The organism is Neorhizobium descurainiae, from assembly GCF_051400715.1.
Taxonomy (GTDB): domain Bacteria; phylum Pseudomonadota; class Alphaproteobacteria; order Rhizobiales; family Rhizobiaceae; genus Neorhizobium.
The window spans coordinates 602,792-627,510 of sequence record NZ_JBLFFK010000001.1; the positions used below are offsets into that span (position 1 = coordinate 602,792).

Below are 24,719 nucleotides of genomic sequence, written 5' to 3' on the forward strand. Positions count from 1 at the left end.
ATGATCGCATTGGCCGTGAACCTGGACATGCAGCTCTTGTCGACGCTGAAGTTCCGATTGGTTATCGGGCTATGCCAGATTTCATGGCCGCCTTTTCCATGCCGGACGAAATAACAGCCTTTAGGATTCCAAGACGGCTGCTATGTCCTGGTAAAAGCCGCGAACCGTTAATGCAGAGCGGTCCCTTGGAGGCTGAAGGAGGATTGGACGCAGACTTCGAGAAGGTCGTCCATCTCGCCCGCACTGCCGAGATTGTCCTCAATCAGCTCGGGAGATATCGCCATGACCCGCTTGATCAAGTCATCCATGCTTTTGGCTTCTGTCACGAGACCGGGAATGTCGTCGCTGGTGGCTACCCACATTCCAGCGTCTTCGTCCCATTGAGCAATCACGAGAAACTTCTTTTTCATGCTCTTCCTTTCTCGTCCCTCGGCTGAGCCAAAGCATGCAACCCCTCCCTGCGCAAGAGATAAGGCCGGAGTCCCTAAAATTGAATGATCGAGAGAACGTTCGGTGCCATTCAGCCAACCTGTTGGCAAAATGCAAAAGGCGCCGCACGGCGCCTTCGACATCTTGATTGTCAAGAAAACAGGATGGTGGGCGTGACAGGGATTGAACCTGTGACCCCTACGATGTCAACGTAGTGCTCTCCCGCTGAGCTACACGCCCATCCGATGGCGGCGGATAAACCATGGACTGGTCGGGCCGTCAACTGGTTTTTGCCATGAAATGCGAAGGTTTTTTGAAGGCCTTGCGTTTCCGGGCTTTCCCGCCTCAGGCCGCGAGCAGCTTGTTCACCTCGTCCACCAGATCGCGCAGGTGGAAGGGTTTGGAAAGCACCTTGGCGTCCTTCGGAGCCCTGGAATCGGAGTTGAGCGCGACCGCCGCAAAGCCGGTGATGAACATGACCTTCAGGTCCGGATCGAGTTCGGTGGCGCGGCGGGCAAGCTCGATGCCGTCCATTTCGGGCATGACGATGTCGGTCAGGAGCAGCGAGAAGGGTTCCTCGCGCAGCCGGTCGTAGGCGCTTGCGCCATTGTCGAAGGAAGCGACCTTGTAGCCCGCCTTTTCGAGCGCCTTCACGAGGAAACGGCGCATGTCGTTATCATCTTCGGCGAGAAGGATTTTCTGAATCATCTCCGGGGACCGTCACCAATGCAGATTTCAAGTGTTTTAGAGGCCTCTCACACTGCCAAGACCCGGTAAATATCCGTTTAATAGTGTGTGAAAGCGTGTGATAGGCATATAGAGCGTTAGACGTTCATTTGGAACCATTGCATGGCCACGAATTTTCGTCAGGATCAAGGCCCTTGCCACGGGCATACCTTCCGGTACGTCCGAAGCAAAAGCCGAGGATCATGGCGAAAATCCAGCTTTCCCGGAGTTTGGCTGAACCGGCCGCTCACGTCATCGAAGGGCCTGGCCGTATCGACGGCTGAATACGCCCTTCTCCTCGTGGAACGAACCGGCCTGAGCCAACGGAATCGATTTCAAATGAACATTCGACGCTCCGGACAGTATGGACTTCATGCCGGGCAACTGGCAACATGGCGTTCAGAACAAGTTCGTGACATGGTAAAGGCAGAATGGATTGCAGGGCGGGCGATTTTGAGCATTTCGACGTGAGGGAGCCCGCCACGCAGACCATTCCCTTCGTCTTCAATTCGCCGCATAGCGGACGCCGCTATCCGTCCACATTCCTTGCCGAAACCAATCTCGACGCGCTCGCCATCCGCCGCTCCGCCGACCATTATGTCGACGAGCTCTTCGGCGATGCGCCGGAGCTCGGCGCACCGCTTCTCGCCGCCCATTTCCCGCGCGCCTATCTGGACGTCAACCGCGAGCCCTACGAGCTCGATCCGCGCATGTTCGACGGGCCGCTGCCCCCCTTCGTCAATATCGGCTCCATGCGGGTCGCGGGCGGTCTCGGCACCATTCCGAGGATCGTCGCCGAAAACATGGAGATCTATCGCCGCCGCCTGTCGGTCGAGGAGGCGATGTCCCGCATCGAGACGATCTACAAGCCCTACCACGCCTGCCTGAGGAGGCTGATCGCCCGCACCCATGCGCATTTCGGGCTCGCCATCCTCATCGACTGCCATTCCATGCCCGGCAATATAAGGCTTTCCGGTTCCGACATCCGGCCGGACTTCATCATCGGCGACCGGTACGGAACCAGCGCATCGGCCGAGCTTTCGCGCGCCGCGCTGCAGTTCCTGGACGCAATGGGTTTCTCGGCGGTTCGCAACAAGCCTTATGCGGGCGGCTTCATCACCGAACATTACGGCCGTCCGGTGAGGGGCCTGCACGCGCTGCAGATCGAGATCAACCGCTCGCTCTACGTAGACGAGGTGACGCTCGACAAGAAGCCGGAATTCCCGATGATCGCGGCGGCGCTCTCCACCTTCATGCGGCAGATGGCGGAATTCGTCATCGATTTCTCCGGCAGCGACAGCGCGCTCGCCGCGGAGTAATCCGAATTATCCACAGACTTGAGGCTTGCTGATTCCCGCTTGCCTGCGGGCAAAAAAAACCGCGCTTGTGGGCGCGGCTAAGTCTAGGGAGGAAACACCCAAGGAGGGTATTTACAGTCAAAGACTGTGCCTTGGACGGTAGTAGTGCGCTGCACAATTGTCAAGCAGCTATTTTAGGTGGCTAAATTTGCGCCATTATTGGGCGAAATGGCGCGATTTTCGGCAGGGAGTTTTTCTGCCAGTACCTGGTTGAAGGCGGTTCCCACGCCGTGCCGGCTGATTTAGAAGAAATCTCCAATCCACGAGGGGTTTCTCCGATGCTTCCCGACCGCAATTTCTTCTATGCGCTGGCCGATGCCGCCAAGGCGGAAACGCTGCCGCGCTTCCGCACCGGCGCCTATGTGACGAACAAGATGGAGGGCGGCTTCGACCCGGTGACGGAGGGCGACCGCGCTGCGGAAACCGCCATCCGAGCGCTCATCGCCGAGAGATTCCCCGAACACGGCATTCTGGGCGAGGAGCACGAGAATGTCGGGCTCGACCGCGAGCATATCTGGGTGATCGACCCGATCGACGGCACGCGCGCCTTCATCTCCGGCCTGCCCGTCTGGGGCACGCTGATCGGCTTCCAGTCGAACGGGCGGGCGGCGATGGGGCTGATGGACCAGCCGTTCACCGGCGAGCGCTATTTCGCCGACGGCACGCGCTCGTGGTATCGCGGTCCCGACGGAGAGCGTCAGATTGCCACCCGCGACTGCAAGGCCCTGAGCGACGCGATCCTGTTCACCACTTCGCCGCATCTTTTCGTCGGCGGCGACGGGGAGAAATACCGGGCGGTCGAAAGCCGGGTACGGCTCTTCCGCTACGGCTGCGACTGCTATGCCTATGCGCTCGTCGCGTCCGGCCATGTGGATATCGTCGTCGAGAACGGGCTGAAGCCCTATGACGTCGGTGCGCTGATCCCGCTCATCGAACAGGCGGGCGGCGTCATCACGACCTGGGAGGGCGGGCGGCCGGAGAACGGCGGCGGCATCGTCGCGGCCGGCAGCAGGGCCGTGCACGAAGAGGCGCTGAAGCTGCTCTCGGGCAAGTGAGGCGGATCAGGCCGCGGTTTCGGAAAGGCCGTAGCCGCCGTCCTGGCCGGGCATGAAGGCCTCGATCGCGGCAAGTCCCTGCGCCCGGTAGATGTCCCTGTCGTGGAAGAGCTCGTGGCGGGCGCCGTTGACGGTGACGAGCTGGGCGGCCCGGAAATTGCGCGACAGTTCCTCCTGCGCCCGGTAAGGCACGATGCCGTCGAGCACGGGCGCCAGGATCAGCGTCGGAATGGTGATCCGCGTGAGATGCGCCTGGTTCGATACGCGGTTCATCGTCCGGAACGTCTCGCGCAGCCAGCGGGCCGTGGGGGCGCCGACGGTCAGTTCCGGATGGGCGGCGATGATCTCCGCATTGCGCTTGAAGCGTTCGATATCGGAGGTGAGCGGATTGCCTTCGAAGGGGCGGTGGCTCTGATCCTTGCCGAGCTGGGTGCGGCCGAAGCCCGTCCAGGAGGCGAGGCCGGCGATCGCGCGGATGACGCCTTCCGGCACGCTTTGTCCGGACAGGGCGATATAGGGACCGGCGAGCGCCATGCGATGGATGCGGTTCGACAGCCGCGGGGCGGCGGAAAGCGCGATCAGCGCGCCGGTCGAATGTCCGACGAGGAAGAAGGGCAGGCGGGCATCCGGCAGGACGATCTGCTCGAGGAAGATTTCAAGGTCGCGCTCGTAATCGGAGAAGCGCCGCACATGCCCCTTGCGCGGATCCTTGGTCAGGCGCTCGGAGCCGCCCTGGCCGCGCAGGTCGAAGGTCGCGACCCAGAGCCCCATCGCGTTCAGATCGCGGATCGTCTCGAAATACTTCTCGATGAATTCGTTGCGTCCCTGCATGAGAACCACCGTGCCGACTGCCGGCGACCTTTCGGAGCGGAACAGGCCGTAGCGCAGCTTCGTGCCGCGATGGCCGGTGAAATAGCCGGCCGTATAGTTCTGCGGCATCGGATTGCCGGGGGTCGGATGAAGAACGTCGTCCATGGAATCTGAAGCTTCGGTCATGGGGATAAGCGATAGGCGAGGGTGGCGGGACGTCAAGTGGAAAGCGTGCTCCGAGGCTTGGATTGCGGCGGCGCTGCGTTGACTTTAGCCTGGGTCCGATGCCGAATATGTGGCGTCGAGGCCGGAGGCGGGGTGCAATGAACAGAAGACGGTTCCTGTTGGCGACGGTATCGGCGATCCCGCTCGTGCAAAGCGCCTGGTCGTGGATGTCAGGCCCGGCGCAGGCTTTGGCCGCCGACCATCCCGCCTCGCGCGTGCGGCCGGGCGATCCGCAATGGCCTTCCGAAGCAGGCTGGAGCCGGCTGCGCGAGAATGTCGGCGGTCGGCTGATAAGCGTTCGATCACCGCTCGATGCGTGCAGGAGCGCGCCTTCAGACGCCCGATGCGCGGATGTCTTCAAGGCGTTGAAGAACCCATATTATCTCGGCGACGAGGCCGGCCTGACGCAGACCCTCGGCTGGGTGGACGCCTGGACGTCGCAGCCGAGCGTTTATGCGGTCGCAGCGCAGACGACGGCAGACGTCGTCGCGGCGGTGAATTTCGCACGCGAGAACAATCTGAGACTGGTCGTGAAGGGCGGCGGGCATAGTTACCAGGGCACGTCCAGCGCTCCGGATTCGCTCCTGGTCTGGACGCGGAAGATGAGCGCCGTGACGCTCCACGATGCCTTCATCGGCGAAGGATGCGCCGGGCGGCAGGCGCCGCAGCCGGCAGTCACCGTCAAGGCCGGGGCCATCTGGGGGCAGGTCTATGACGCCGTCACCACGAAGGCCGGCCGCTATGTCCAGGGCGGCGGATGCCTGACGGTCGGGGTTGCGGGCCTTATCCAGAGCGGCGGGTTCGGCAGCTTTTCGAAGGCCTACGGTCTGGCTGCCGCGAGCCTCTTGGAGGCGGAGGTCGTTACCGCGGACGGCGAAATCAGGATCGCCAATGCCTGCACGAACCCGGACCTGTTCTGGGGGATCAAGGGTGGCGGGGGCGGCAGCCTCGGCGTCGTGACCCGGCTGACGCTGCGGACACATGCCTTGCCGGAGACGTTCGGTGCAGTGTTCGCGACGGTCAAGGCGGCATCGGATGATGCCTTCCGCCGGCTGATCGGCAAGGTGCTGGAATTCTATGGCGAGGCGCTAATCAATCCGCATTGGGGAGAACAGATCCGCTTCCGGCGAAACAATGTCCTCGATATCTCCATGCTGTTCCAGGGGCTCGACCAGCAGCAGGCGGATGCAACCTGGCGGCCGTTCTTCGAATGGATACAGAATGCTCCCGGGGACTTCAGCTTCGATTCCGAACCGACGGTCGTCGCCGTGCCGGCCCGGAATTTCTGGGATCCGGCATTCCTCTCGCAACTCCCCGGCCTAGTGATCGCCGACGATCGCCCCGGTGCGCCGGAAGTCAACGTCTTCTGGGCGGGCGATCTGGGACAGGCGGGGCAGGTCTTGCATGGTTTCCAATCCGCCTGGCTCCCGGCTTTTCTTCTTCAACAGGACCGGCAGGAGCTTCTCGCCGACGCGCTCTTTGCGGCAAGCAGGCATTGGGGCGTGTCCCTGCATACCAACAAGGGCCTCGCGGGGGCGCCTGCGGAGGCGATCGAAGGGGCGCGCGACACGGCGACCAACCCCGCCATGCTCGACGCCTTTGCGCTCGCCATCAGCGGCGCCGAGGAGCCGCCTGCCTATCCCGGCATTGCCGGCCGCGAACCCGACGTGCCGGCTGCCCGCAGCAATGCGCAGTCGATCGGCAAGGCCATGAAGGAAGTGCGCGGGCTGCTGCCGGCGGCCGCCTCCTACGTATCGGAAAGCGATTACTTCGAGGAGGCCTGGCAAGACGCCTTCTGGGGCGAGAACTATGCAAGGCTCCTCGCCGTGAAAGACAAATACGATCCGGACGGTCTCTTCTTCGTGCATCACGGCGTGGGCAGCGAACGCTGGAGTGCGGACGGCTTCACGCGACTGGGCTGATGCGGGCAAAATGGGCTGATGCGGGCAAAAAGAAGCCGGAACCGACAGTTCGGGGAAACCGTCCGGCTCCGGCAAGGGGGGACTGAAGTGAAGGGACGAGAGACCTTCAGTCTTCGGGAGGCAGTCCGCCTTCCCATGATTAGTTCTACCGGAAGCCGCCTGAACGCAGCCGGAATGGCCCGTTCATATGGAGTTCAGGCGCGAAAAAGGGTTTCTCCGGCAGGGTCTTGAAGCGGCAAAAGGCAATTCCCATCTTCCGGTTGCGGGCGCCGAAAAGGGTCCGCTGAACGGCTCCGCCATCGCCAAAAAGGGATGCGGAACCGAACCGAAAACCGCAACGTCGCTTCAAGAGAGGACATCATGCGTCACGTCGATTTTTCCCCGCTTTACCGGTCCACCGTGGGTTTCGACCGCCTTTTCAACCTGCTCGACAGCCGTAGCCTTGCCGATCAGACGCCGAGCTATCCGCCCTACAATATCGAGCGGACCGGTGAGAACACCTATCGCATCACCATGGCCGTCGCCGGTTTCGACGAAAAGGAACTGAGCCTCGAAGCTCAGGCTCACGTCCTGACCGTGAAAGGTGAAAAGAGCGAAGAAGAGACCGCCGGAGAGAGCGAATATCTCTATCGCGGGATTGCCAAGCGCGCCTTCGAGCGCCGCTTCCAGCTCGCCGATCATGTCGAAGTCCAGTCCGCTTCGCTGAAGAACGGCCTGCTGCATATCGACCTTGTCCGGAACATCCCGGAAGCCATGAAGCCCCGTCGCATCGCGATCGCTGCCGAAGCAGGCGGCGCGGCGAAGACGATCGAGGCTCAGGTCGCCCCGCAGCAGATCAACTAATCCTCGGTGCCGGCGCCGCGCAAGCGGCCAACCGACGAAGCAAGCCGAGCCCGCGGCCCTTCCTCTTGGGGGAAGGGCCGTTTTTTATTCTCCGAATTAAGCCGCTGCCGGCTCCGCTGTCGCTTCCTTTTCCTTCAGCCGGTTGGCGTATTTCTGGGCGATCACCGCGCAGGCCATGAGCTGGATCTGGTGGAAGAGCATCAGCGGCAGCACGATCGCGCCAATCGAGGACGACTGGTTGGCGAAGATGGCGCTCGCCATCGGCACGCCGCTCGCCAGCGATTTCTTCGACCCGCAGAAGGTGATGGTGATCTCGTCCTCCTTCGCGAAGCCGAGCGCCCGGCTGCCGAACATGGTGAGGCAGAGGACGACCGCGAGCAGGGCCATGTCGATGACGATGACGACTGCGATGTCGGTGGCCGAGAAGGTGTGCCACAGGCCTTCCATCACCGCTTCGGAGAAGGCGAGATAGACGACCATCAGGATCGAACCGCGGTCGACCGGCGCCAGCAGTTTCTTCTTCGAACGGATCCAGTTGCCGATCCAGGGCTGCAGGATCTGGCCGACGACGAAGGGGACCAGAAGCTGCAGAAGGATGCTTTCCAGCGCGTCCCACGAAAAGCCGCCGTCGCCGGTGGTCGAAAGCAGCAGGCCGGCCAGCAGCGGCGTCAGGAACATGCCGAGGATGTTGGAGCCGGAGGCGGCGCAGACTGCCGCCGGCACATTGCCGCCCGCCATGGAGGTGAACGCGATCGAGGACTGGACCGTAGAGGGCAGGACGCAGAGGAAGAGGATACCGGCATAGAGCGGCGAGGGGAGGATATCTTCCGGAATGAAGCCGATCGCGAGCCCGAGGACCGGGAAGACCGCGAACGTTACCAGCAGGATCGTCAGATGCAGGCGCCAGTGCAGGATGCCCGCGACCACCACGTCACGCGAAAGCCTCGCGCCATGCAGGAAGAAAAGCAGGCCGATGGCGACGTCGGTGGCGACGCCGAACCATTCGGCCCATTCACCATGGATCGGCAGGAGCGAGGCGAGGATGACGGTGCAGACCAGAAGGACGGTGAAGCGGTCCGGCAGGAAGCGGCTCATGGGCGGTATCCTCAATGCGACGCTTCCCCTCTCTCTTATCATGAAGCAGAATGCAAACACTAACAGTTATCATGAGAGCGGATAACGATGCTGAACCTTCATCACCTCAGCAGTTTCGTCATGCTGCAGCAGACCGGCAGTTTCACGGAGGCCGCGGCACGGCTCGGCATCGGCCAGTCCACCGTCACGCAGCATATCCAGCGGCTTGAAAAAGCGCTCGGCCGGCGGCTCGTCTTCCGCGACACGCATCAGGTCAAACTGACGGCGGAGGGAGAAGCGCTGCTCGGCTATGCGCGCGGCATGCTGGATCTGAACGGCAAGGTCGCCTCGCTGTTCGGCGAAAGCCGGCTGCGCGGGCGGCTGCGGCTCGGCGTATCGGAAGACGTGGTGGCGAGCCGGCTGACCTCGATCCTGGAGGATTTCATCCGGCTCTATCCGCTGGTCGACCTCGAACTCAACGTGGCGCTCTCCGCCGTACTCTACCAGATGCAGGATGCTGGCGACCTCGACCTGGTGCTGGCGAAGCGCCATATCGGCGAGACGCATGGGCGGCTGCTCTATCGCGAGCCGCTCGTCTGGCTGGCGCGCGATCCGGACCTCGTTTTGTCGCGCGGCGATGCGCTGCCGCTGATTGCCTTTCCGCCGCCCTCGATCACCCGCCGGGTGGCGCAGGAGGCGCTCGACCGGGAGAAGATGGCATGGCGGATCGTCTGCACCTGCGGCAGCCTCAGCGGCCTCACCGCTGCGGCTAGGGCCGGCATGGGCGTGCTCGTGCAGCCGCGCAGCATGGCGCCGTCGGGCCTGAGGGAAGTCCCGGCCGACCGGTTGCCGGTTCTGGAGGACGTGGAATTCGTGCTCATCCCCCGGCGCGGCGCCGACGCCGCGTTGACGGAAGCGTTGTCGAGCCTGATCGTGGCGCAGATCGTGCCGTAGAATTTGGGGTGAGGGGGCGGTCCGGCAAGCTCCCTTCTCCCCCCTTGCGGGGGAGATGTCACCGGAGGTGACAGAGGGGGTGGTGCCGCAAACTCAATTGCCGAAGAGTATGTAGATAGACCCCCCTCTGTCCTGCCGGACATCTCCCCCGCAAGGGAGGAGATCGAATCGTGGCGCCGTCTTCGCCCCAATACGCGCAAGCTTGGCAGTCAAACGAAACCTCAGCCCGCCTTGCAGATCGCCAAAAACTGGTCGATGTCGTCCTCGGTCGTGGCGAAGGAGGTGACGAGGCGGATGAGGGTCTCATCGTCCTTGACCGGCTCCGGCATGTTGGTCGGCTCCGGCCAATCGTAGAACTTGGCGCCATTTGCCTGGGCGGCTTCGGCGGAGGCCTTGTTGAGGATGGCAAAAACCTCGTTGGAGGTGGTGTCCCAGGCAAGCCGCGTGCTGTTCAGCGAACGGATGCCGGCGCGTAAGCGATCGGCCATGGCATTGGCGTGGCTTGCCATGGCGAGCCAAAGATCGTCCTGCAGATAGGCCTCGAACTGGGCGGAGATGAAGCGGGTTTTCGAAAAGAGCTGAGCGGCGCGCTTGCGGATGAAGGCGAAATCCTTAGCAAGCTCCGGATTGAAGAAGACGATCGCCTCGGCGCACCAGCAGCCGTTCTTGGTGCCGCCGAAAGAGAGGATGTCGATGCCGCGCTTCCATGTCATTTCGGCGGGCGTACAGCCGAGCGCGACCAGCGCATTGGCAAAGCGGGCGCCGTCCATGTGGACCGGCAGGCCGTTGGCCCTGGCGACCTTGGTGAGCGCGTCGATCTCGCCGAGCGAATAGATTGTGCCGGTCTCCGTCGCCTGGGTGAGGGTGACGGCGGCGGCACGGCCATGGTGGACGTGACCCTGCGGATAGGCGGCAATGCGCTCGCCAAGCCTTTCCGGGTCCATCTTGCCGTTTTCACCATCGACCGGGACCATGCGCATGCCGCTGAAGAAATCCGGCGCGCCGCATTCGTCCTCGATCACGTGGGCTTCCGAATGGGAGAAAGCGACGCCGCCGACCCGCGCGACGCTCGCCAGAGACAGGGAATTGGCGGCCGTGCCGGTGGAGACGAAATAGACCGACACCTCGCGCTCGAAGATCTCGTTGAAGCGGGCTTCCACCGCCTTGTCGAGGTCGCTGGTGCCATAGGCGGCCGCGAACCGGGTCGATTCCTTCGAAAGGCGGTCATTGATGGCGGGATGGGCGCCGGCCCAGTTGTCGGAAGCGAAAAACATGAAGGGACACCTTGGGAGATTTTGAAAAGCGTCAGGAGATTAAGCGTTTTGAGCCCGCAATCAACGGGAAAGGCGCCTTCGCGCCGCGGGCCTACCTTCGAGGCAATCAATTGAATAAGCCAAAGCCTTTCCGGCAATTAAATTTCGTGCTTACGGAAGCCCGGGCAATCTCCTGTCGCGGCTGCCTTGAATTTTTCAAAATGCGCCCTTGTGGAGCATTCCCAACTGTGTCATAGAAAATGAGAATTAGGACAGAAGTGCTGTCCTAATTTCAGGAAATGAAAGGGCTGCCTGCCTCTCTTTTCCGCTGACGTGGACGCCGATCCGGGTTATGCTGCGCTGCAAAGCCGCAGCTGACGCTGGAGCGGCGCCATCGTGTGGATAAGGGATGGCGCGCAGCCTGTCATCCGAAAGAGACAACCGAGAGCCACTTTGCCCGTTTCGTGGAAACGGCCAACAGGAGGAATGACGATGACGAAGATGATCTCCGAGATGTCCGGCCAAGAGGCTCAGATGTCTGTCGAGACGAAAGCGCGCGTTCCGTTTGTCGCCTCCGGCATTCCGGCTGCCCAGGGGCTCTACGATCCCCGCAACGAGCACGATGCCTGCGGCGTCGGCTTCATCGCCCATATGAAGGGCAAGAGGTCGCACCAGATCGTCAAGGACGGCCTCTTCATCCTCGAAAACCTGACGCATCGCGGCGCTGTGGGCGCGGACCCGCTGATGGGCGATGGCGCGGGCATTCTCGTACAGATTCCCGACCGTTTCTTCCGCGAGGAAATGGCGGCCCAGGGCGTCACCCTGCCGAAGGCCGGCGAATATGCCGTCGGGCACTTCTTCCTGCCGCGCGATGCCGAGCAGATCGAGCACTTCAGACAAGTCATCGTCGATGTGATCGCCGAGGAGGGGCAGCAGTTCCTCGGCTTCCGCGAGGTGCCGGTCGACAATTCCTCGCTCTCCAAGGCGCCGGACATTGCCGCCACCGAACCCTATCACCTGCAGGTCTTCATCGGCGCCGGCCGCGATGCCGCGACGAACCTCGAATTCGAGCGCAAGCTCTTCCTGGTCCGCAAGGTGATCTCCAACCGCATCTACGACCAGTTCGGCGGCCAGGAGACCGGCTTCTATCCGGTGTCGCTCTCCTCCTCGACCATCGTCTACAAGGGCATGTTCCTGGCCTATCAGGTGGGCGCCTATTACAAGGACCTCTCCGACCCCCGGTTCGAGACGGCGGTGGCGCTCGTCCACCAGCGGTTCTCGACCAACACCTTCCCGTCCTGGAAGCTCGCGCATCCCTACCGCATGGTCGCCCATAACGGCGAAATCAACACGCTGCGCGGCAACGTCAACTGGATGGCGGCGCGCCAGGCGTCCGTCTCCTCGCCGCTCTTCGGCGACGACATCTCCAAGCTCTGGCCGATCTCCTACGAAGGACAGTCGGACACGGCCTGTTTCGACAACGCGCTCGAATTCCTGACGCGCGGCGGTTACTCGCTGGCGCATGCGATGATGATGCTGATCCCGGAAGCATGGGCCGGCAACCAGTCCATGTCGAAGGAGCGCAAGGCGTTCTACGAATACCACGCGGCCCTGATGGAGCCGTGGGATGGGCCGGCCGCCGTCTGTTTCACCGACGGCAAGCAGATCGGCGCGACGCTCGACCGCAACGGCCTCAGACCGGCGCGCTATCTCGTCACCGACGACGACCGTGTCATCCTTGCGTCCGAAGCGGGCGTGCTGCCGGTGCCGGAGGAGAGCATCGTCAAGAAGTGGCGGCTGCAGCCGGGCAAGATGCTGCTGATCGACATGGAGAAGGGCCAGATCATCTCCGACGACGAGCTGAAGTTTGAACTCGCGACCAAGCATCCCTACGGAAAGTGGCTCGACCGCACCCAGCTCATCCTCGAAGAGCTGAAGCCGGTGGAGCCGCGGGCGCTGCGCCGCGACGTCTCCCTGCTCGACCGCCAGCAGGCCTTCGGCTACACGAGCGAGGACACCAGGATCCTGATGTCGCCGATGGCGACGACGGGCCAGGAAGCCGTCGGCTCGATGGGTACCGACACGCCGATTTCGGCCATGTCGGAAAAGTCGAAGCTGCTCTACACCTATTTCAAGCAGAACTTCGCGCAGGTGACCAACCCGCCGATCGACCCGATCCGCGAGGAGCTCGTCATGAGCCTCGTGTCGTTCATCGGTCCGCGTCCGAACATTCTCGACCACGAGGGCATGGCGAACGCCAAGCGGCTCGAAGTGCGCCAGCCGATCCTGACCAATGGCGACCTCGAAAAGATCCGCTCGATCGGCCACACGGAAGACCGCTTCGACACCAAGACGCTCGACTTCACCTATGACATCGAGCGCGGCGCCGAAGGCATGCCGGAAATGCTCGACCGGCTCTGCGAGCGGGCCGAGGCTGCGGTCAAGGGCGGCTACAACATCATCGTGCTTTCCGACCGCCAGATCGGGCCGGACCGCATCGCGATCCCGGCGCTTCTGGCGACGGCCGCCGTGCACCATCACCTGATCCGCAAGGGGCTCAGGACCTCGGTGGGGCTCGTCGTCGAATCCGGCGAGCCGCGCGAAATCCACCACTTCTGCTGTCTCGCGGGCTTCGGCGCCGAGGCGATCAACCCCTATCTCGCCTTCGATACGCTGACCGACATGCACATGCGCGGCGAGTTCCCGAAGGAGGTGGATGCGAGCGAGATCGTCTACCGCTACATCAAGGCGGTCGGCAAGGGCATCCTCAAGGTCATGTCCAAGATGGGCATCTCGACCTATCAGTCCTATTGCGGCGCGCAGATCTTCGACGCCGTCGGCCTGTCCTCCGAGCTTGTCGAGAAGTATTTCTTCGGCACCGCCACGACGATCGAAGGTGTCGGCCTCGCGGAGATCGCCGAAGAGACCGTCCGCCGCCACCATGCGGCCTTCGGCAAGGACCCGGTCCTGGCCTCGACGCTCGACATCGGCGGCGAATACGCCTACCGCATGCGCGGCGAAAGCCACGCCTGGACGCCGGATGTCGTTGCGACGCTGCAGCACGCCGTGCGCGGCAACAGCCAGGACCGCTACCGCGAATTCGCCGAGATGGTGAACGAGACGGCGGTGCGGATGAACACCATCCGCGGCCTGTTCAAGATCAGACAAGCCGGTGAACTCGGCCGCAAGCCCGTCTTGATCGACGAGGTCGAGCCGGCTGCCGAGATCGTCAAGCGCTTCTCCACCGGCGCCATGTCCTTCGGCTCGATCAGCCGCGAGGCGCATACGACGCTGGCGATCGCCATGAACCGGATCGGCGGCAAGTCGAACACCGGCGAGGGCGGCGAGGAGAGCGACCGCTACATGCCGCTGCCGGACGGTAGCCAAAACCCGGAACGCTCGGCGATCAAGCAGGTGGCTTCCGGCCGCTTCGGGGTGACGACGGAATACCTGGTCAATGCCGACATGCTGCAGATCAAGGTGGCGCAGGGGGCGAAGCCCGGCGAGGGCGGGCAATTGCCCGGCCACAAGGTGGATGCGACGGTCGCCAAGACCCGTCACTCGACGCCGGGCGTCGGCCTCATCTCGCCGCCGCCGCACCATGACATCTATTCGATCGAAGACCTGGCGCAGCTCATCTTCGACCTGAAGAACGTCAACCCGACCTCGGACATTTCCGTGAAGCTCGTCTCGGAGGTGGGCGTCGGCACGGTTGCGGCGGGCGTCGCCAAGGCGCGCGCCGACCATATCACGGTCGCGGGTTTCGACGGCGGCACGGGCGCTTCTCCGCTCACTTCGCTGAAGCATGCGGGCAGCCCCTGGGAAATCGGTCTTGCCGAGACCCAGCAGACGTTGGTGCTGAACGGGCTTCGCTCGCGCATCGCGCTGCAGGTCGACGGCGGTCTCAAGACCGGCCGCGACGTCATCATTGGGGCGCTGCTCGGCGCCGACGAGTTCGGCTTCGCGACGGCTCCGGTCATCGCCGCCGGCTGCATCATGATGCGCAAGTGCCATTTGAACACCTGTCCGGTGGGGGTCGCGACGCAGGACCCGGTTCTGCGCAAGCGCTTCAAGGGCACGCCGGAGCACGTCATCAACTACTTCTTCTTCGTCGCCGAAGAAGTGCGCGAGATCCTCGCCTCGCTCGGCTTCACCAAGTTCGACGACATCATCGGCATGTCCGAGCTTCTGGAGAAGGACGAGGCGATCTCGCACTGGAAGTCGAAGGGCCTGGATTTCTCGAAGATCTTCCACAAGGTGGAGGCGCCGAAGGAAGCGACCTACTGGACCGAGCGCCAGAAGCATCCGATCGACGACATCCTCGACCGCAAGCTGATCGAGAAGTCTCAACCGGCACTCGAAAGCAAGGAGCCGGTGGTCTTCGACGTGGCGATCAAGAACGTCGACCGTTCGGCCGGCGCGATGCTGTCCGGCGCGCTTGCCAAGCGCTGGGGCCACAAGGGCCTCAAGGACGACACGATCCATGTGACCCTCACGGGTACCGCGGGTCAGTCCTTCGGCGCCTTCCTCGCCCGCGGCATCACCTTCGATCTCGTCGGCGACGGCAACGACTATGTCGGCAAGGGGCTTTCGGGCGGCCGCATCATCGTGCGCCCGCCGGAGAATTCCAAGCTCGTCGCGGAGAACTCGATCATCGTCGGCAATACCGTGCTCTACGGCGCGATCACCGGCGAGTGCTATTTCCGCGGCGTGGCGGGCGAGCGCTTCGCGGTCCGCAATTCCGGCGCGATCGCCGTCGTCGAGGGTGTGGGCGACCACGGCTGCGAATATATGACCGGCGGCATCGTCGTGGTGCTCGGCGAGACGGGCCGCAACTTCGCGGCGGGCATGTCGGGCGGCGTCGCCTACGTGCTCGACGAGAAGGGCGATTTCGCCAAGCGCTGCAACATGGCGATGGTCGAGCTCGAGCCGGTTCCGGAAGAGGACGACATGCTGGAGAAGCTGCACCATCACGGCGGCGACCTCATGCACAAGGGACGCGTGGACGTCTCCGAGGACATGACGCGCCACGACGAGGAGCGCCTCTACCAGCTCATCTCCAACCACCTGCATTACACGGGCTCGACGCGCGCCAAGGAAATCCTCGACCGCTGGAGCGAGTACCGGCCGAAATTCCGCAAGGTCATGCCGGTCGAATACCGCCGCGCCCTTGTCGAAATGGAACGCATGCGGATGGGAATCGCGGCGGAGTGATTGGAGGTTTGGAAGCGTTGTGATATGACATTGTCATATCACAACGTGGAGGTGCTAATGAATGAGCATTCGAACGCTGTCAGAATCGCCCAGGTCTTCAAGAATGGCCGGAGCCGGGCGATTCGCATTCCAAAGGAGTTCGAGTTCGAAGGAGATAAAGTCGAGATTAGCAAGAACGAGAAGGGTGATCTACTAGTTCATCCGGTCGGGAGTACCAAGTCCTTGTTGGAAGTGTTGGCAACGCTGGAGCCACTTGGGGAAGAAGATCGGTTTCCTGACCTCGATGACGATAATCTCCTGCCGCTCGACGAAGTCGACTTGTGATGGTCTATCTGCTTGATACCAACACGATCTCGCATCTTTCCAGCTATCCGCAGGGAAGTGTCATACAAAGGATCGAACATTATGGCGCCGAAAATATCTTCACCAGCGTCATCGTTGCCGGCGAGATCGAGTTCGGGTTGGAATTGAAACGGTCAGAAAGATTGCGCCGCAATATGGAAGCGATCTTGAGAGCTATCAGAGTCGAACCTTTGGAAGAGGCTGTTCGCTTTCAATACGGCTTGGTGCGAGCAGAGTTGAAAAGGCAAGGGACACCTATTGGTCCGAACGACCTTTGGATCGCCGCGCATGCACTCACTTTGGACGCGGTGCTTGTGACAGACAACGAGAGAGAGTTTTCCCGCGTGCCGGGATTAAAGATTGAGAACTGGCTGCGGTAGCGGCAAAGCAGAGGTTTAGACATGGGCAAGGTAACGGGTTTCCTGGAAATCGACCGGCAGGTGGCGAAGTATCAGCCGGCTTCCGACCGCATCCGCCATTTCCGCGAATTCACCATCCCGATGTCGGATGCGGAAGTCACCAAGCAGGCGGCGCGCTGCATGGACTGTGGCATTCCCTATTGCCACGGCCCGACCGGCTGTCCTGTGCATAACCAGATCCCGGACTGGAACGACCTCGTCTACAACAACAAGTGGGAGGAGGCGATCCGCAACCTCCATTCCACCAACAACTTCCCGGAATTCACAGGTCGCGTCTGCCCGGCGCCTTGCGAAGAGGCCTGCACGCTGAACCTCGAGGACGCGCCGGTCTCCATCAAGACGATCGAGCAGGCGATCGCCGACAAGGCTTACGAGCTCGGCTTCATCGCGCCGCAGCCGGCGACCGTCCATACGGGCAGACGAGTGGCGATCATCGGCTCGGGCCCGGCCGGCATGGCGGCCGCCCAGCAGCTCGGCCGCGCCGGCCACGACGTGCATGTCTATGAGCGCGAGTCGAAGCCCGGCGGCCTGCTGCGCTACGGCATTCCGGACTTCAAGATGGAGAAGAATTTCATCGACCGCCGGGTCGAGCAGATGAAGGGCGAGGGCGTCACGTTCCACACCGGCGTCAATGTCGGCGTCGACATGCCGATCGAGCAGCTTCTCTCCGAATACGATGCGGTGCTCTATTGCGGCGGCTCGGAAACGCCGCGTCCGGCCGGCATTCCGGGCGCCGATCTGCACGGCGTCTACGACGCGATGCCTTATCTCGTGCAGCAGAACCGCCGCATCGGCCGCGAGAATATCGACAGCATCGCCTGGCCGTCCGATCCGATCCTCGCCGGCGCCAAGCATGTGGTGGTCGTCGGCGGCGGCGATACGGCGTCGGACTGCGTCGGCACCGCCTTCCGCCAGGGCGCCGTCAAGGTGACGCAGCTCGACATCCGCCCGCAGCCGCCGGAAAAGGAAGACAAGCTCGCCGTCTGGCCGTTCTGGGCGACCAAGATGCGCACCTCCTCTTCGCAGGCCGAGGGCGCCGTGCGCGAGTTCCAGGTGGCGACCCTCGAATTCATCGGCGAGGACGGCCAGCTCACCGGCGTGCGCTGCTGCGAGGTCGACGATCGCCGCAAGCCGATCGCCGGCACGGAATTCATCATAAAGGCCGATCTCGCCTTCATCGCGATCGGCTTTTCCGGTCCGCTCAAGGAAGGCGTGCTGACGGAACTCGAGGGCAAGCTCGAACTCAATGTCGACCGCCGCGGCTCGACCAACGTCGTCGCCAGCGAGCGCGACTACAAAACCTCGGTCGACAAGCTCTGGACGGCGGGCGACGTGCGCCGCGGCCAGTCGCTGGTCGTCTGGGCGATCCGCGAAGGCCGCCAGGCGGCGCGCGCGATCGACGAGGCGCTGATGGGAAGCTCCGTCCTGCCGCGTTGAGGGTGCTTATCCACGGGCTTCGGCAGCTTGGGTAGTCGGAATTCCTAACGTTGGAGCCGGCCGGCCCTTCCGGCCTGCAGGCTTCAAAGCTTGAAGATGGCGCCCGAAGGGCCGATTCTGTTTAGCGTGTCGCCGTGGCGGGGGCGGGCACCCGGTAATCATCGATGCGGCCCGCCGGGGCGGGGGCGAGTTCTCCCCGTCTGACCAGCTTGTCGCGCGGCGTTTCCACCAGCACGGTGGGCGGGGGGACTGCGCCGAGAAGGTCCTTGCCGCCGTCGAGTTCCGGGTCGGACAGGCTGATCGGATGCGTCGGTATGGCCTGATCGGGCGTGCCGGGAAGGGTCGACAGCGCCGGCAGGTTCGAGCCGTCGAGCTTGACGAGATCGGGGCTTGCCATCTCGCCCACATGGCGGCGGACGAGCTTTTCCACGTAGAAGGCGAGCTTCTTCTTGCCGGCCTTGGTGAAGGTTATGCCGTCGGAGCCGCGCAGCCGCACCTGCTGGCCGTTGACGTCGGAGCCGGTGAGAACGAACTTGCCGTCCTCGTCAACGAAACCGTCCCAGATATCGACGAATTCGCCGCCCGCCTTGCCCACCTGGTTTCTATAGATGGCGTTGAGCGTCACCGCATCGGCCGTCATGGACGGTGACTGGAAGGACGGCAGGCCGACCCAGAGCAGCGGCAGTTTTTGCGAGACGACGATGTCGACGAGCCTGGCCACGCGCGCCTCGTATTCCTTGAACCAGGCGTCGCTGCGGAACTTCTCCTTCGTTCTGCCGATGTCCATCTGCTGGCGGTCGTTGGCACCGATCATCACAATCACGACGGCGGGCTTCACCTCGCCCAGCATCTTCGGCAGTTCTGCCGGCCAGTCGAAATGGTCCTCACGCACGAGGCCGGACGAACCGTCGCTGCGCTGGGTAACCGCAATGCCCGGAGATGCCGCGAAAGTCGTCTCCAGCTCCCCTCCGAGACCGCCGGCCATGAAATCGCCGACCACCAGGATCTGCTTGGCATTCTCCAGCTTGGCGACGGGCTCCGGCGCGGGGGGAGCGACCGGCGGCTGCGGACGCGGCGGGGCCGCCCGGACCGTACTGCGGTTGCTGCGCGGGCGCGGCACCTGGATGACCGAATCCCTGCGGTCGTAGCGGCGGCGGGGCGGGCGCTCATACCGCTCGTAACGATCATAGCGTTCGTAACGCTCGTAGCGCGGGCCGCCGAACAGAAAATCGAAGAGGTTGCGGCGCGGGGCGGGCTCCTGGGCGCCGGCCGGAGTGGGGAGGACCGGCAAGGCGAGCAGAAGCGCGAGAAGAACCGCGCCCAGGCGAGCCCATCTTCCTTGTCCGCCGGTATTCCCCAAAGCCTTCATGCCTTTGACGCCCGCGCGCCCTCCAGGCGCCTATCCAGAAACGATGTGGGGCATTGCCCCCTCTTGTCAACGCAAAGCTTCGAGAAGCTTCTGCGAGGGCTCGCCGCTCTGCTGCATGCCGAGCCGTTTCTGGATCGCGGAGATCGCCGCCTTCGAGCCGGAGCCGAAATTGCCGTCGACCTCGCCGTCGTAATAGCCGAGCTCCTTCATGCGCGTCTGCAGCTCGAATTTCTGCTTGATGTCGAGCGTGCCTTCCGGACGCGGCCAGCTCTGCCGGACGCCGCCGTGACCGGCGATCTCGTCGGCGAGCAAGCCGACCGCCAGCGCATAGCTGTCGGCGGCGTTGTAGCGTTTCACCACGAAGAAGTTCCTGAGCATCAGGAAGGCGGGGCCGTTGCCGCCGGCCATCAGTTTCAGCGTGGCGCGGTCCGTGCCGCGCGGAAAGTTCTTGCCGTTCGGTCTGGCGAAACCCAGCTTTGCCCATTCTGCGAGCGTCTTGGTCTGGCCCTCATAGCGGGCGCCGTTCGCGGGGGTGGCTGCCTCGTAGCCCCAGGTCTTGCTGGTCTGCCAGCCGTTCTTGGCGAGCAGGTTCGCGGAGGTCGCAAGCGCGTCGGGGACCGAATGCCAGATGTCGCGCCGGCCGTTGCCGTCCGCGTCGACGGCGTAGAGCAGGTAGCTCGTCGGGATGAACTGGGTATGGCCCATGGCGCCCGCCCAGGAACCGGTGAGCTGCTTCGGCGTGATGTCGCCCGACTGCAGGATCTTCAGCGCCGCGATGAGCTGCGTGCGCGCATATTTCGCGCGGCCCGGATCGCCCCAGGCGAGCGTCGCGAGCGCCTGCGGCACGTGGTGCAGGCGATCGGGCTTTTCCAGCACCGCGCCGTAGTTGGATTCCATCGACCAGATGGCGAGAAGGACATTGCGGTCGACACCGTAGTGCCGTTCCAGCGCGGCCAGCGTGGATCCGTGCCGGGCCGCCATCTCGCGGCCGATGCGGACGGTATAGGGGTTCACGCGGCTGTCGAGATAATCCCAGATCTTCGACTTGAATTCCGGCTGGTAGCGGGCCTTGTCGAGCACATCCCGATCGGGCTCGGTGATGCCCGCAAAGGCTTTCTCATAGGTGGAACGGCTAATTCCGCTCTTGGCGGCCGTTTGGTAGAATTGCGCGATCCAGGCCTTGAAACCGGCATCGGCCCGAGCATCTATCGGCATTGTCGCCGTGGCCAGCCCGGCGAGCAGGGAGAATGCAAACCCGCGCAAGAGGTTGATGCGAAATGTCTTCATCGGCAGTCGTGTCCATCCTTTTTAACCAAGCCCTAAGGCAAGAGTGGCATGCGGCTTAACGATGTAATAACAAAATAGGGTCAACAAATTCTTTACCATGGAAATCCGGCCTAGGGCAGTCTTTGCAAAACGGTAGCAATTGGCAGCTAGACGCCGGTAGTCTTTCACTCGCACAACGATGTGCTTTCAGGAGGCATGAGTGGCACAACAAAAGAAGATCCGTAAGGCAGTCTTTCCGGTAGCAGGTCTGGGCACGCGCTTTCTGCCCGCGACCAAAGCTGTGCCGAAGGAAATGCTGACCGTGGTCGACAAGCCGGTCATCCAATATGTGGTCGACGAGGCGGCGGAAGCGGGGATCGAGCATTTCGTCTTCGTGACCGGGCGCGGCAAGGCCGTCATCGAAGACTATTTCGACATCCAGTACGAGCTGGAGCAGATGCTGCGCGAGCGCAACAAGAATGCCGAGCTGACGCTGCTGTCGAACATCCTGCCGAAGGCGGGCACGGCGAGCTTCACCCGCCAGCAGGTGCCCCTCGGTCTAGGCCACGCAGTCTGGTGCGCCCGCGACATCGTCGGCAACGAGCCCTTCGCCGTTCTTCTGCCGGACATGATCATGTCGTCGGAGAAGAGCTGCCTGAAGGGCATGGTCGAACTCTATGAGCAGACTGGCGGCAACGTTCTCGCCGTTGAGGAATGCGATCCTGAGCAGGCTCATAAGTACGGCATCGTCGGCAAGGGCGCTCCCGTCGGCGACGGCTTCAAGATCACCGAAATGGTCGAAAAGCCTGCCAAAGGCACGGCGCCGTCGAATTTCTTCATCAACGGCCGCTACATCCTGCAGCCGGAGATCTTCAAGATCCTGGAAACCCAGGAACGCGGCGCCGGCAACGAGATCCAGCTCACCGACGGCATGCTGACGCTCGCCAAGACCCAGGAATTCGCGGCCTATCACTTCAGGGGCGAGACCTATGATTGCGGCGCCAAGGACGGCTTCATTCTGGCGAACCTCGCATTCGCGCTGCAGCGCGCCGACATCCGCCCGGCGATCGAAGAGCCGCTCAAGGCGCTCATTTCGTCGCTGAAATAACGCTAAACAGCCCCTCACCCTAACCCTCTCCCCGCAGGCGGGGAGAGGGAACGTGCCTTGCGCGGCGCTGAGGGTGGGGAAGCCGGTGCGGCATATCCCTTCTCCCCGTCAGAACGGGGAGAAGGTGCCGGCAGGCGGATGAGGGGCGGCCGCGGCCGGATGATAGATCGCATCCGCTACGGTATCACCGTTTCAACGTCAGCCCGACACCGGCGCGGACGATGCGGTCGTCGGCGCCACCGCCGCTCGCGCGCTCGTATTCCACGTCGCCGGTCAGGTCGAGGTAGCGGTTGATCGCCCAGGAAAGGCCCGCGCCCGCGACCCAGACGGTTTCGTTGCTCTGGCCGCTGGAGAAATCCCGCAAGGTGGTAGCGCCGGTGAGCCGGGCCACGAGGTTGTCGCGCATCTCGTGGGCGAGGCCGGCGGTGAGCTGGTATTCCACCCAGCCGCTCTGGCCGGGCGTGGTCGAATCCTGGATCGTGGTGCGCAGGCCGAGATCGACGTCGGTGCCGCGCTGCGGCGACCAGGTCGCGTTGCCGTTGAAGGTGATCGCGTCCACCGATTTCAGGCGGCTGTCCTCGTAATCGACGAATTCGTAACCCGTGCCGATCTCGCCGCGCAGCTTCTCGCCGAGGTCGAATTCCACGCCGGTGCGCACCGCATAGCTTTGCGAGGAGCGGGCGTAGCCGGAATTGTCGCGCTTCTGGTCGTAGAAGGTATGGCCGGTCGCCACTTCCACATAGGGGATCAAGGCCGGCGACAGCTCGTAGCCGAGCCTCAACCGTCCGTCGATGCCTGTCCGGTTGCGGTCCTTCATGCTGAGGATGGTGCCGTCGGAAAGCTCGGCGTCGGTATAGGTGGTGCGGGAGAGATCGAGTGCGGCGGTGCCGTGCACCTTGCCGAAATCGCGCTCGACGGAAAGGCCGCCGGTAAATTCGTTGACGCCCGACTGGGTCGCCGCGCCGCCGACCGCATTGGGATCATAGTCGTTTTCGCGGGTGAAGCTGTAGCCGCCCGTGATATGGGCGACCGTGTCGTCGGCGAGATCGAGCCGCAGATCCCCGCCGACATTGGCTTCCGGCCGCTCTCCCTCGTCGTTGCCGCCGATGTTGCGCTCCAGCCTGCCATCGCCGGTGATCGTCAGCGAATGGCGCGACCAGTCGGACGACAGCGTGCCGCGGAACGTCGTCGAGAGATAGTCGCGGCGCGTGCGGCTCCCGTTGGAGCGGGTGATCTCGGTATCGATGCCCTGGTTGACCGAGGGGCGAAGCAGAAAGGTTCCGAGGCGGATGCCGGTCGGATCGACCGGCTCGCGCGGCTGCTCCTGCCCGTCGATCGGTTCGGCGCCGGGATCGAGCGGCTGCTCGTAGGGCTGGTTCAGGTCCTCCTCGTAGGGCTGCTCCACCTCGGCGGCCGGACCGTTTGCGGGAATGGCACCGGTTGCCGGAATTGTGCCGGTCGTGGCGTTGGGGTCCGTCTGATTCCGGTCGATGGTGGCACCGGCCGCATCGGTCGCAGATTGGGCGGATGTCGCGTCTCTCAAGCCGGTTGATGAGGGGCCGGTTGATGAGGGGCCGGTCGAGGAGGGGCCGATCGAGGATGGGGATGCGGTCGCAGTGGCTACGGAGGGCAGAGAGCCATCCCGCGGCGGAAAGGGGCTCGTGGTCTGCGCGGCGGCCGGCGAGGCGAGAGCCGAACAGGCGAGCAGAAGGCCGAGCGCCGTCCTGCGCCGCTCACGCGTCCTGTCTGTCGCTGTGATGATCTTCATGAGCCTGCCGGGACCGATCGGAAATACTTACCCAAACGTAAAGCCATGTGGTTAATGTTTGGTTGCGGTCTTGTGCCGGGTGTGGAACTTGCCCGGATATATTCGAAGCTGATGGACTTGACGGATGAAAGGCGCTAAGGCTTCGCCATGATCAAGAGAGCCTTGCAACTCGTCGAACATGATGTCGTCGACTCCGCTCTGAGGACGATTGCCTTTGGAAAACAAGGGCTTGATGCGCTGGAGCGCGCCCTTCAGAATGGACTGGGCGATAGCTTCCGCAAAGCCACCGAAATCATCGGTGACATCGACGGCCGGGTCATCGTGACCGGGGTCGGCAAGAGCGGGCATATCGGCCGCAAGATCGCCGCGAGCCTCGCATCGACCGGCACGCCCGCCTTCTTCGTCCACCCCGTCGAAGCCAATCACGGCGATCTCGGCATGATCGCGGCGGTCGACGTGGTGCTGGCGCTTTCCTGGGGCGGCGAGACTGCCGAGCTCCAGGGTATCATCTCCTTCACACGGCGGTTTTCCATCCCGCTGATCGCCATGACTTCCGGGGCGCTTTCGACGCTTGCCCGCGAGGCCGACGTGGTGCTCCTGCTTCCGAAGGAGCAGGAGGCCTGCCCGCACGGGCTTGCGCCGACCACCTCGACGCTGATGCAGCTTGCGATGGGCGATGCTCTCGCCGTGGCGTTGCTCGAAGCGCGGGGCTTCTCGGCGACCGATTTCCGCGTCTACCATCCGGGCGGCAAGCTCGGCGCCATGCTCTCCCATGTCAGCGATCTGATGCACACGGGCGATCGCATCCCGCTCGTCGAGAAGGGCACGCCGCTGCCGGTGGCGGTGATGACGCTGTCGGAAAAGAGGTTCGGCTGCGTCGGCGTGCTGGACGAGGAAGGGCGGCTCTGCGGCATCGTCACCGACGGCGACCTGGCGCGCGGCCTCAATCTCAATCTCGGCGAGATGATCGTCGACGACATCATGACCCAGAACCCCAAGACGGTCGGCAAGGAAACGTTAGCGACGGCGGCGATGGCTGTGCTCAACAAGCACAATATCTCGGCGCTGATGGTCGTCGACGGCGATCGCCGGCCGATCGGCATCGTGCATTTCCACGATCTCCTGCGGATCGGCGTCGCCTGATATC

19 protein-coding genes and 1 tRNA gene are annotated in these 24,719 nt (G+C 63.2%); 11 read left to right on the forward strand and 9 right to left on the reverse strand.

The genetic code is table 11. The features are described from left to right. Positions 1 to 167: 167 nt before the first annotated feature. The 3 genes from ACMGE0_RS02790 to cpdR form a co-directional block, all read right to left on the reverse strand. Positions 168 to 572, reverse strand: a complete 405-nt coding sequence (locus ACMGE0_RS02790) for a DUF1902 domain-containing protein (protein ID WP_436814330.1) — start codon at positions 570 to 572, stop codon at positions 168 to 170. Between the two features lie 22 nt (positions 573 to 594). Further along, a tRNA-Val gene (locus tag ACMGE0_RS02795) sits at positions 595 to 669 on the reverse strand. Positions 670 to 774: 105 nt separating this feature from the next. Further along, on the reverse strand, positions 775 to 1,137 hold the full coding sequence (gene cpdR, locus ACMGE0_RS02800; protein ID WP_436814331.1) for a cell cycle two-component system response regulator CpdR: 363 nt from the start codon (positions 1,135 to 1,137) through the stop codon (positions 775 to 777). A gap of 449 nt (positions 1,138 to 1,586) precedes the next feature. Between cpdR and ACMGE0_RS02805 the strand changes: the two genes are divergently transcribed. After that, entirely contained in the window at positions 1,587 to 2,474 is an 888-nt protein-coding gene (locus ACMGE0_RS02805) for an N-formylglutamate amidohydrolase (protein WP_436814332.1), read from the forward strand. A 317-nt stretch (positions 2,475 to 2,791) separates the two neighbouring features. Next, positions 2,792 to 3,568 (forward strand): histidinol-phosphatase, encoded by a 777-nt coding sequence (gene hisN / locus ACMGE0_RS02810; RefSeq protein WP_436814333.1) that lies wholly within the window; start codon positions 2,792 to 2,794, stop codon positions 3,566 to 3,568. Positions 3,569 to 3,574: 6 nt separating this feature from the next. Here the strand turns inward: hisN and ACMGE0_RS02815 are convergent, their stop codons facing one another. Further along, complete coding sequence (locus ACMGE0_RS02815) at positions 3,575 to 4,543, reverse strand: alpha/beta fold hydrolase (protein WP_436814334.1); 969 nt, start codon at positions 4,541 to 4,543, stop codon at positions 3,575 to 3,577. Positions 4,544 to 4,701: 158 nt separating this feature from the next. Between ACMGE0_RS02815 and ACMGE0_RS02820 the strand changes: the two genes are divergently transcribed. Next, positions 4,702 to 6,525, forward strand: a complete 1,824-nt coding sequence (locus ACMGE0_RS02820) for an FAD-dependent oxidoreductase (RefSeq protein ID WP_436814335.1) — start codon at positions 4,702 to 4,704, stop codon at positions 6,523 to 6,525. A 360-nt stretch (positions 6,526 to 6,885) separates the two neighbouring features. Then, positions 6,886 to 7,368, forward strand: coding sequence for an Hsp20 family protein (locus tag ACMGE0_RS02825; protein ID WP_436814336.1), 483 nt, complete (start codon positions 6,886 to 6,888; stop codon positions 7,366 to 7,368). A 96-nt stretch (positions 7,369 to 7,464) separates the two neighbouring features. On the opposite strand, the gene ACMGE0_RS02830 is transcribed toward ACMGE0_RS02825, so the two are convergent. Continuing rightward, positions 7,465 to 8,463 carry a bile acid:sodium symporter family protein gene (locus ACMGE0_RS02830; protein WP_436814337.1) on the reverse strand — a complete coding sequence of 333 codons (999 nt, stop codon included), beginning with the start codon at positions 8,461 to 8,463 and terminating at the stop codon, positions 7,465 to 7,467. A gap of 87 nt (positions 8,464 to 8,550) precedes the next feature. On the opposite strand from ACMGE0_RS02830, the gene ACMGE0_RS02835 reads away from it, so the two are divergent. Continuing rightward, a complete protein-coding gene (locus ACMGE0_RS02835; protein ID WP_436814338.1) occupies positions 8,551 to 9,396 on the forward strand; it encodes a LysR family transcriptional regulator in 846 nt (281 codons plus the stop codon). 221 nt (positions 9,397 to 9,617) lie between these two features. Here the strand turns inward: ACMGE0_RS02835 and ACMGE0_RS02840 are convergent, their stop codons facing one another. After that, entirely contained in the window at positions 9,618 to 10,670 is a 1,053-nt protein-coding gene (locus ACMGE0_RS02840; RefSeq protein ID WP_436814339.1) for a threonine aldolase family protein, read from the reverse strand. Positions 10,671 to 11,183: 513 nt separating this feature from the next. On the opposite strand from ACMGE0_RS02840, the gene gltB reads away from it, so the two are divergent. From gltB to ACMGE0_RS02860, 4 genes are read left to right on the forward strand one after another with little or no spacing between them, the layout of a single operon-like run. Then, the gene (gene gltB, locus ACMGE0_RS02845; protein ID WP_436814508.1) at positions 11,184 to 15,863 is read left to right on the forward strand and encodes a glutamate synthase large subunit; all 4,680 of its coding nucleotides are present in this window, start codon (positions 11,184 to 11,186) and stop codon (positions 15,861 to 15,863) included. A gap of 57 nt (positions 15,864 to 15,920) precedes the next feature. Further along, a complete protein-coding gene (locus ACMGE0_RS02850; RefSeq protein WP_436814340.1) occupies positions 15,921 to 16,187 on the forward strand; it encodes an antitoxin in 267 nt (88 codons plus the stop codon). Beyond that, the gene (locus tag ACMGE0_RS02855; protein ID WP_436814341.1) at positions 16,187 to 16,585 is read left to right on the forward strand and encodes a type II toxin-antitoxin system VapC family toxin; all 399 of its coding nucleotides are present in this window, start codon (positions 16,187 to 16,189) and stop codon (positions 16,583 to 16,585) included. Before ACMGE0_RS02850 ends, ACMGE0_RS02855 begins: the two co-directional genes overlap by 1 nt. A 21-nt stretch (positions 16,586 to 16,606) precedes the next feature. Further along, positions 16,607 to 18,061: a glutamate synthase subunit beta gene (locus ACMGE0_RS02860; protein WP_436814342.1), complete on the forward strand. Its 1,455-nt coding sequence runs from the start codon at positions 16,607 to 16,609 to the stop codon at positions 18,059 to 18,061. A 121-nt stretch (positions 18,062 to 18,182) separates the two neighbouring features. Here the strand turns inward: ACMGE0_RS02860 and ACMGE0_RS02865 are convergent, their stop codons facing one another. After that, positions 18,183 to 19,430: an SGNH/GDSL hydrolase family protein gene (locus tag ACMGE0_RS02865; protein ID WP_436814343.1), complete on the reverse strand. Its 1,248-nt coding sequence runs from the start codon at positions 19,428 to 19,430 to the stop codon at positions 18,183 to 18,185. Positions 19,431 to 19,496: 66 nt separating this feature from the next. Beyond that, a complete protein-coding gene (locus tag ACMGE0_RS02870; RefSeq protein ID WP_436814344.1) occupies positions 19,497 to 20,717 on the reverse strand; it encodes a lytic murein transglycosylase in 1,221 nt (406 codons plus the stop codon). Between the two features lie 199 nt (positions 20,718 to 20,916). Here ACMGE0_RS02870 and galU point away from each other — a divergent pair, with 199 nt between their 5' ends. Further along, positions 20,917 to 21,804, forward strand: coding sequence for a UTP--glucose-1-phosphate uridylyltransferase GalU (gene galU, locus ACMGE0_RS02875; RefSeq protein WP_436814345.1), 888 nt, complete (start codon positions 20,917 to 20,919; stop codon positions 21,802 to 21,804). 184 nt (positions 21,805 to 21,988) lie between these two features. Here the strand turns inward: galU and ACMGE0_RS02880 are convergent, their stop codons facing one another. Next, on the reverse strand, positions 21,989 to 23,572 hold the full coding sequence (locus tag ACMGE0_RS02880) for an outer membrane beta-barrel protein (RefSeq protein ID WP_436814346.1): 1,584 nt from the start codon (positions 23,570 to 23,572) through the stop codon (positions 21,989 to 21,991). A gap of 147 nt (positions 23,573 to 23,719) precedes the next feature. On the opposite strand from ACMGE0_RS02880, the gene ACMGE0_RS02885 reads away from it, so the two are divergent. After that, entirely contained in the window at positions 23,720 to 24,715 is a 996-nt protein-coding gene (locus ACMGE0_RS02885) for a KpsF/GutQ family sugar-phosphate isomerase (protein WP_436814347.1), read from the forward strand. Positions 24,716 to 24,719: the final 4 nt, after the last annotated feature.

Coding starts and splice junctions, on each gene's coding strand:
- gltB (WP_436814508.1), top strand. CDS start 11,184: ATGTCTGTCGAGACGAAAGCGCGCGTTCCGTTTGTCGCCTCCGGCATT.
- ACMGE0_RS02825 (WP_436814336.1), top strand. CDS start 6,886: ATGCGTCACGTCGATTTTTCCCCGCTTTACCGGTCCACCGTGGGTTTC.
- ACMGE0_RS02830 (WP_436814337.1), bottom strand. CDS start 8,463: ATGAGCCGCTTCCTGCCGGACCGCTTCACCGTCCTTCTGGTCTGCACC.
- ACMGE0_RS02840 (WP_436814339.1), bottom strand. CDS start 10,670: ATGTTTTTCGCTTCCGACAACTGGGCCGGCGCCCATCCCGCCATCAAT.
- ACMGE0_RS02850 (WP_436814340.1), top strand. CDS start 15,921: ATGAATGAGCATTCGAACGCTGTCAGAATCGCCCAGGTCTTCAAGAAT.
- ACMGE0_RS02790 (WP_436814330.1), bottom strand. CDS start 572: ATGTCGAAGGCGCCGTGCGGCGCCTTTTGCATTTTGCCAACAGGTTGG.
- ACMGE0_RS02835 (WP_436814338.1), top strand. CDS start 8,551: ATGCTGAACCTTCATCACCTCAGCAGTTTCGTCATGCTGCAGCAGACC.
- ACMGE0_RS02880 (WP_436814346.1), bottom strand. CDS start 23,572: ATGAAGATCATCACAGCGACAGACAGGACGCGTGAGCGGCGCAGGACG.
- ACMGE0_RS02815 (WP_436814334.1), bottom strand. CDS start 4,543: ATGGACGACGTTCTTCATCCGACCCCCGGCAATCCGATGCCGCAGAAC.
- hisN (WP_436814333.1), top strand. CDS start 2,792: ATGCTTCCCGACCGCAATTTCTTCTATGCGCTGGCCGATGCCGCCAAG.
- ACMGE0_RS02820 (WP_436814335.1), top strand. CDS start 4,702: ATGAACAGAAGACGGTTCCTGTTGGCGACGGTATCGGCGATCCCGCTC.
- ACMGE0_RS02805 (WP_436814332.1), top strand. CDS start 1,587: ATGGATTGCAGGGCGGGCGATTTTGAGCATTTCGACGTGAGGGAGCCC.
- ACMGE0_RS02860 (WP_436814342.1), top strand. CDS start 16,607: ATGGGCAAGGTAACGGGTTTCCTGGAAATCGACCGGCAGGTGGCGAAG.
- ACMGE0_RS02855 (WP_436814341.1), top strand. CDS start 16,187: ATGGTCTATCTGCTTGATACCAACACGATCTCGCATCTTTCCAGCTAT.
- ACMGE0_RS02865 (WP_436814343.1), bottom strand. CDS start 19,430: ATGAAGGCTTTGGGGAATACCGGCGGACAAGGAAGATGGGCTCGCCTG.
- ACMGE0_RS02885 (WP_436814347.1), top strand. CDS start 23,720: ATGATCAAGAGAGCCTTGCAACTCGTCGAACATGATGTCGTCGACTCC.
- ACMGE0_RS02870 (WP_436814344.1), bottom strand. CDS start 20,717: ATGAAGACATTTCGCATCAACCTCTTGCGCGGGTTTGCATTCTCCCTG.
- cpdR (WP_436814331.1), bottom strand. CDS start 1,137: ATGATTCAGAAAATCCTTCTCGCCGAAGATGATAACGACATGCGCCGT.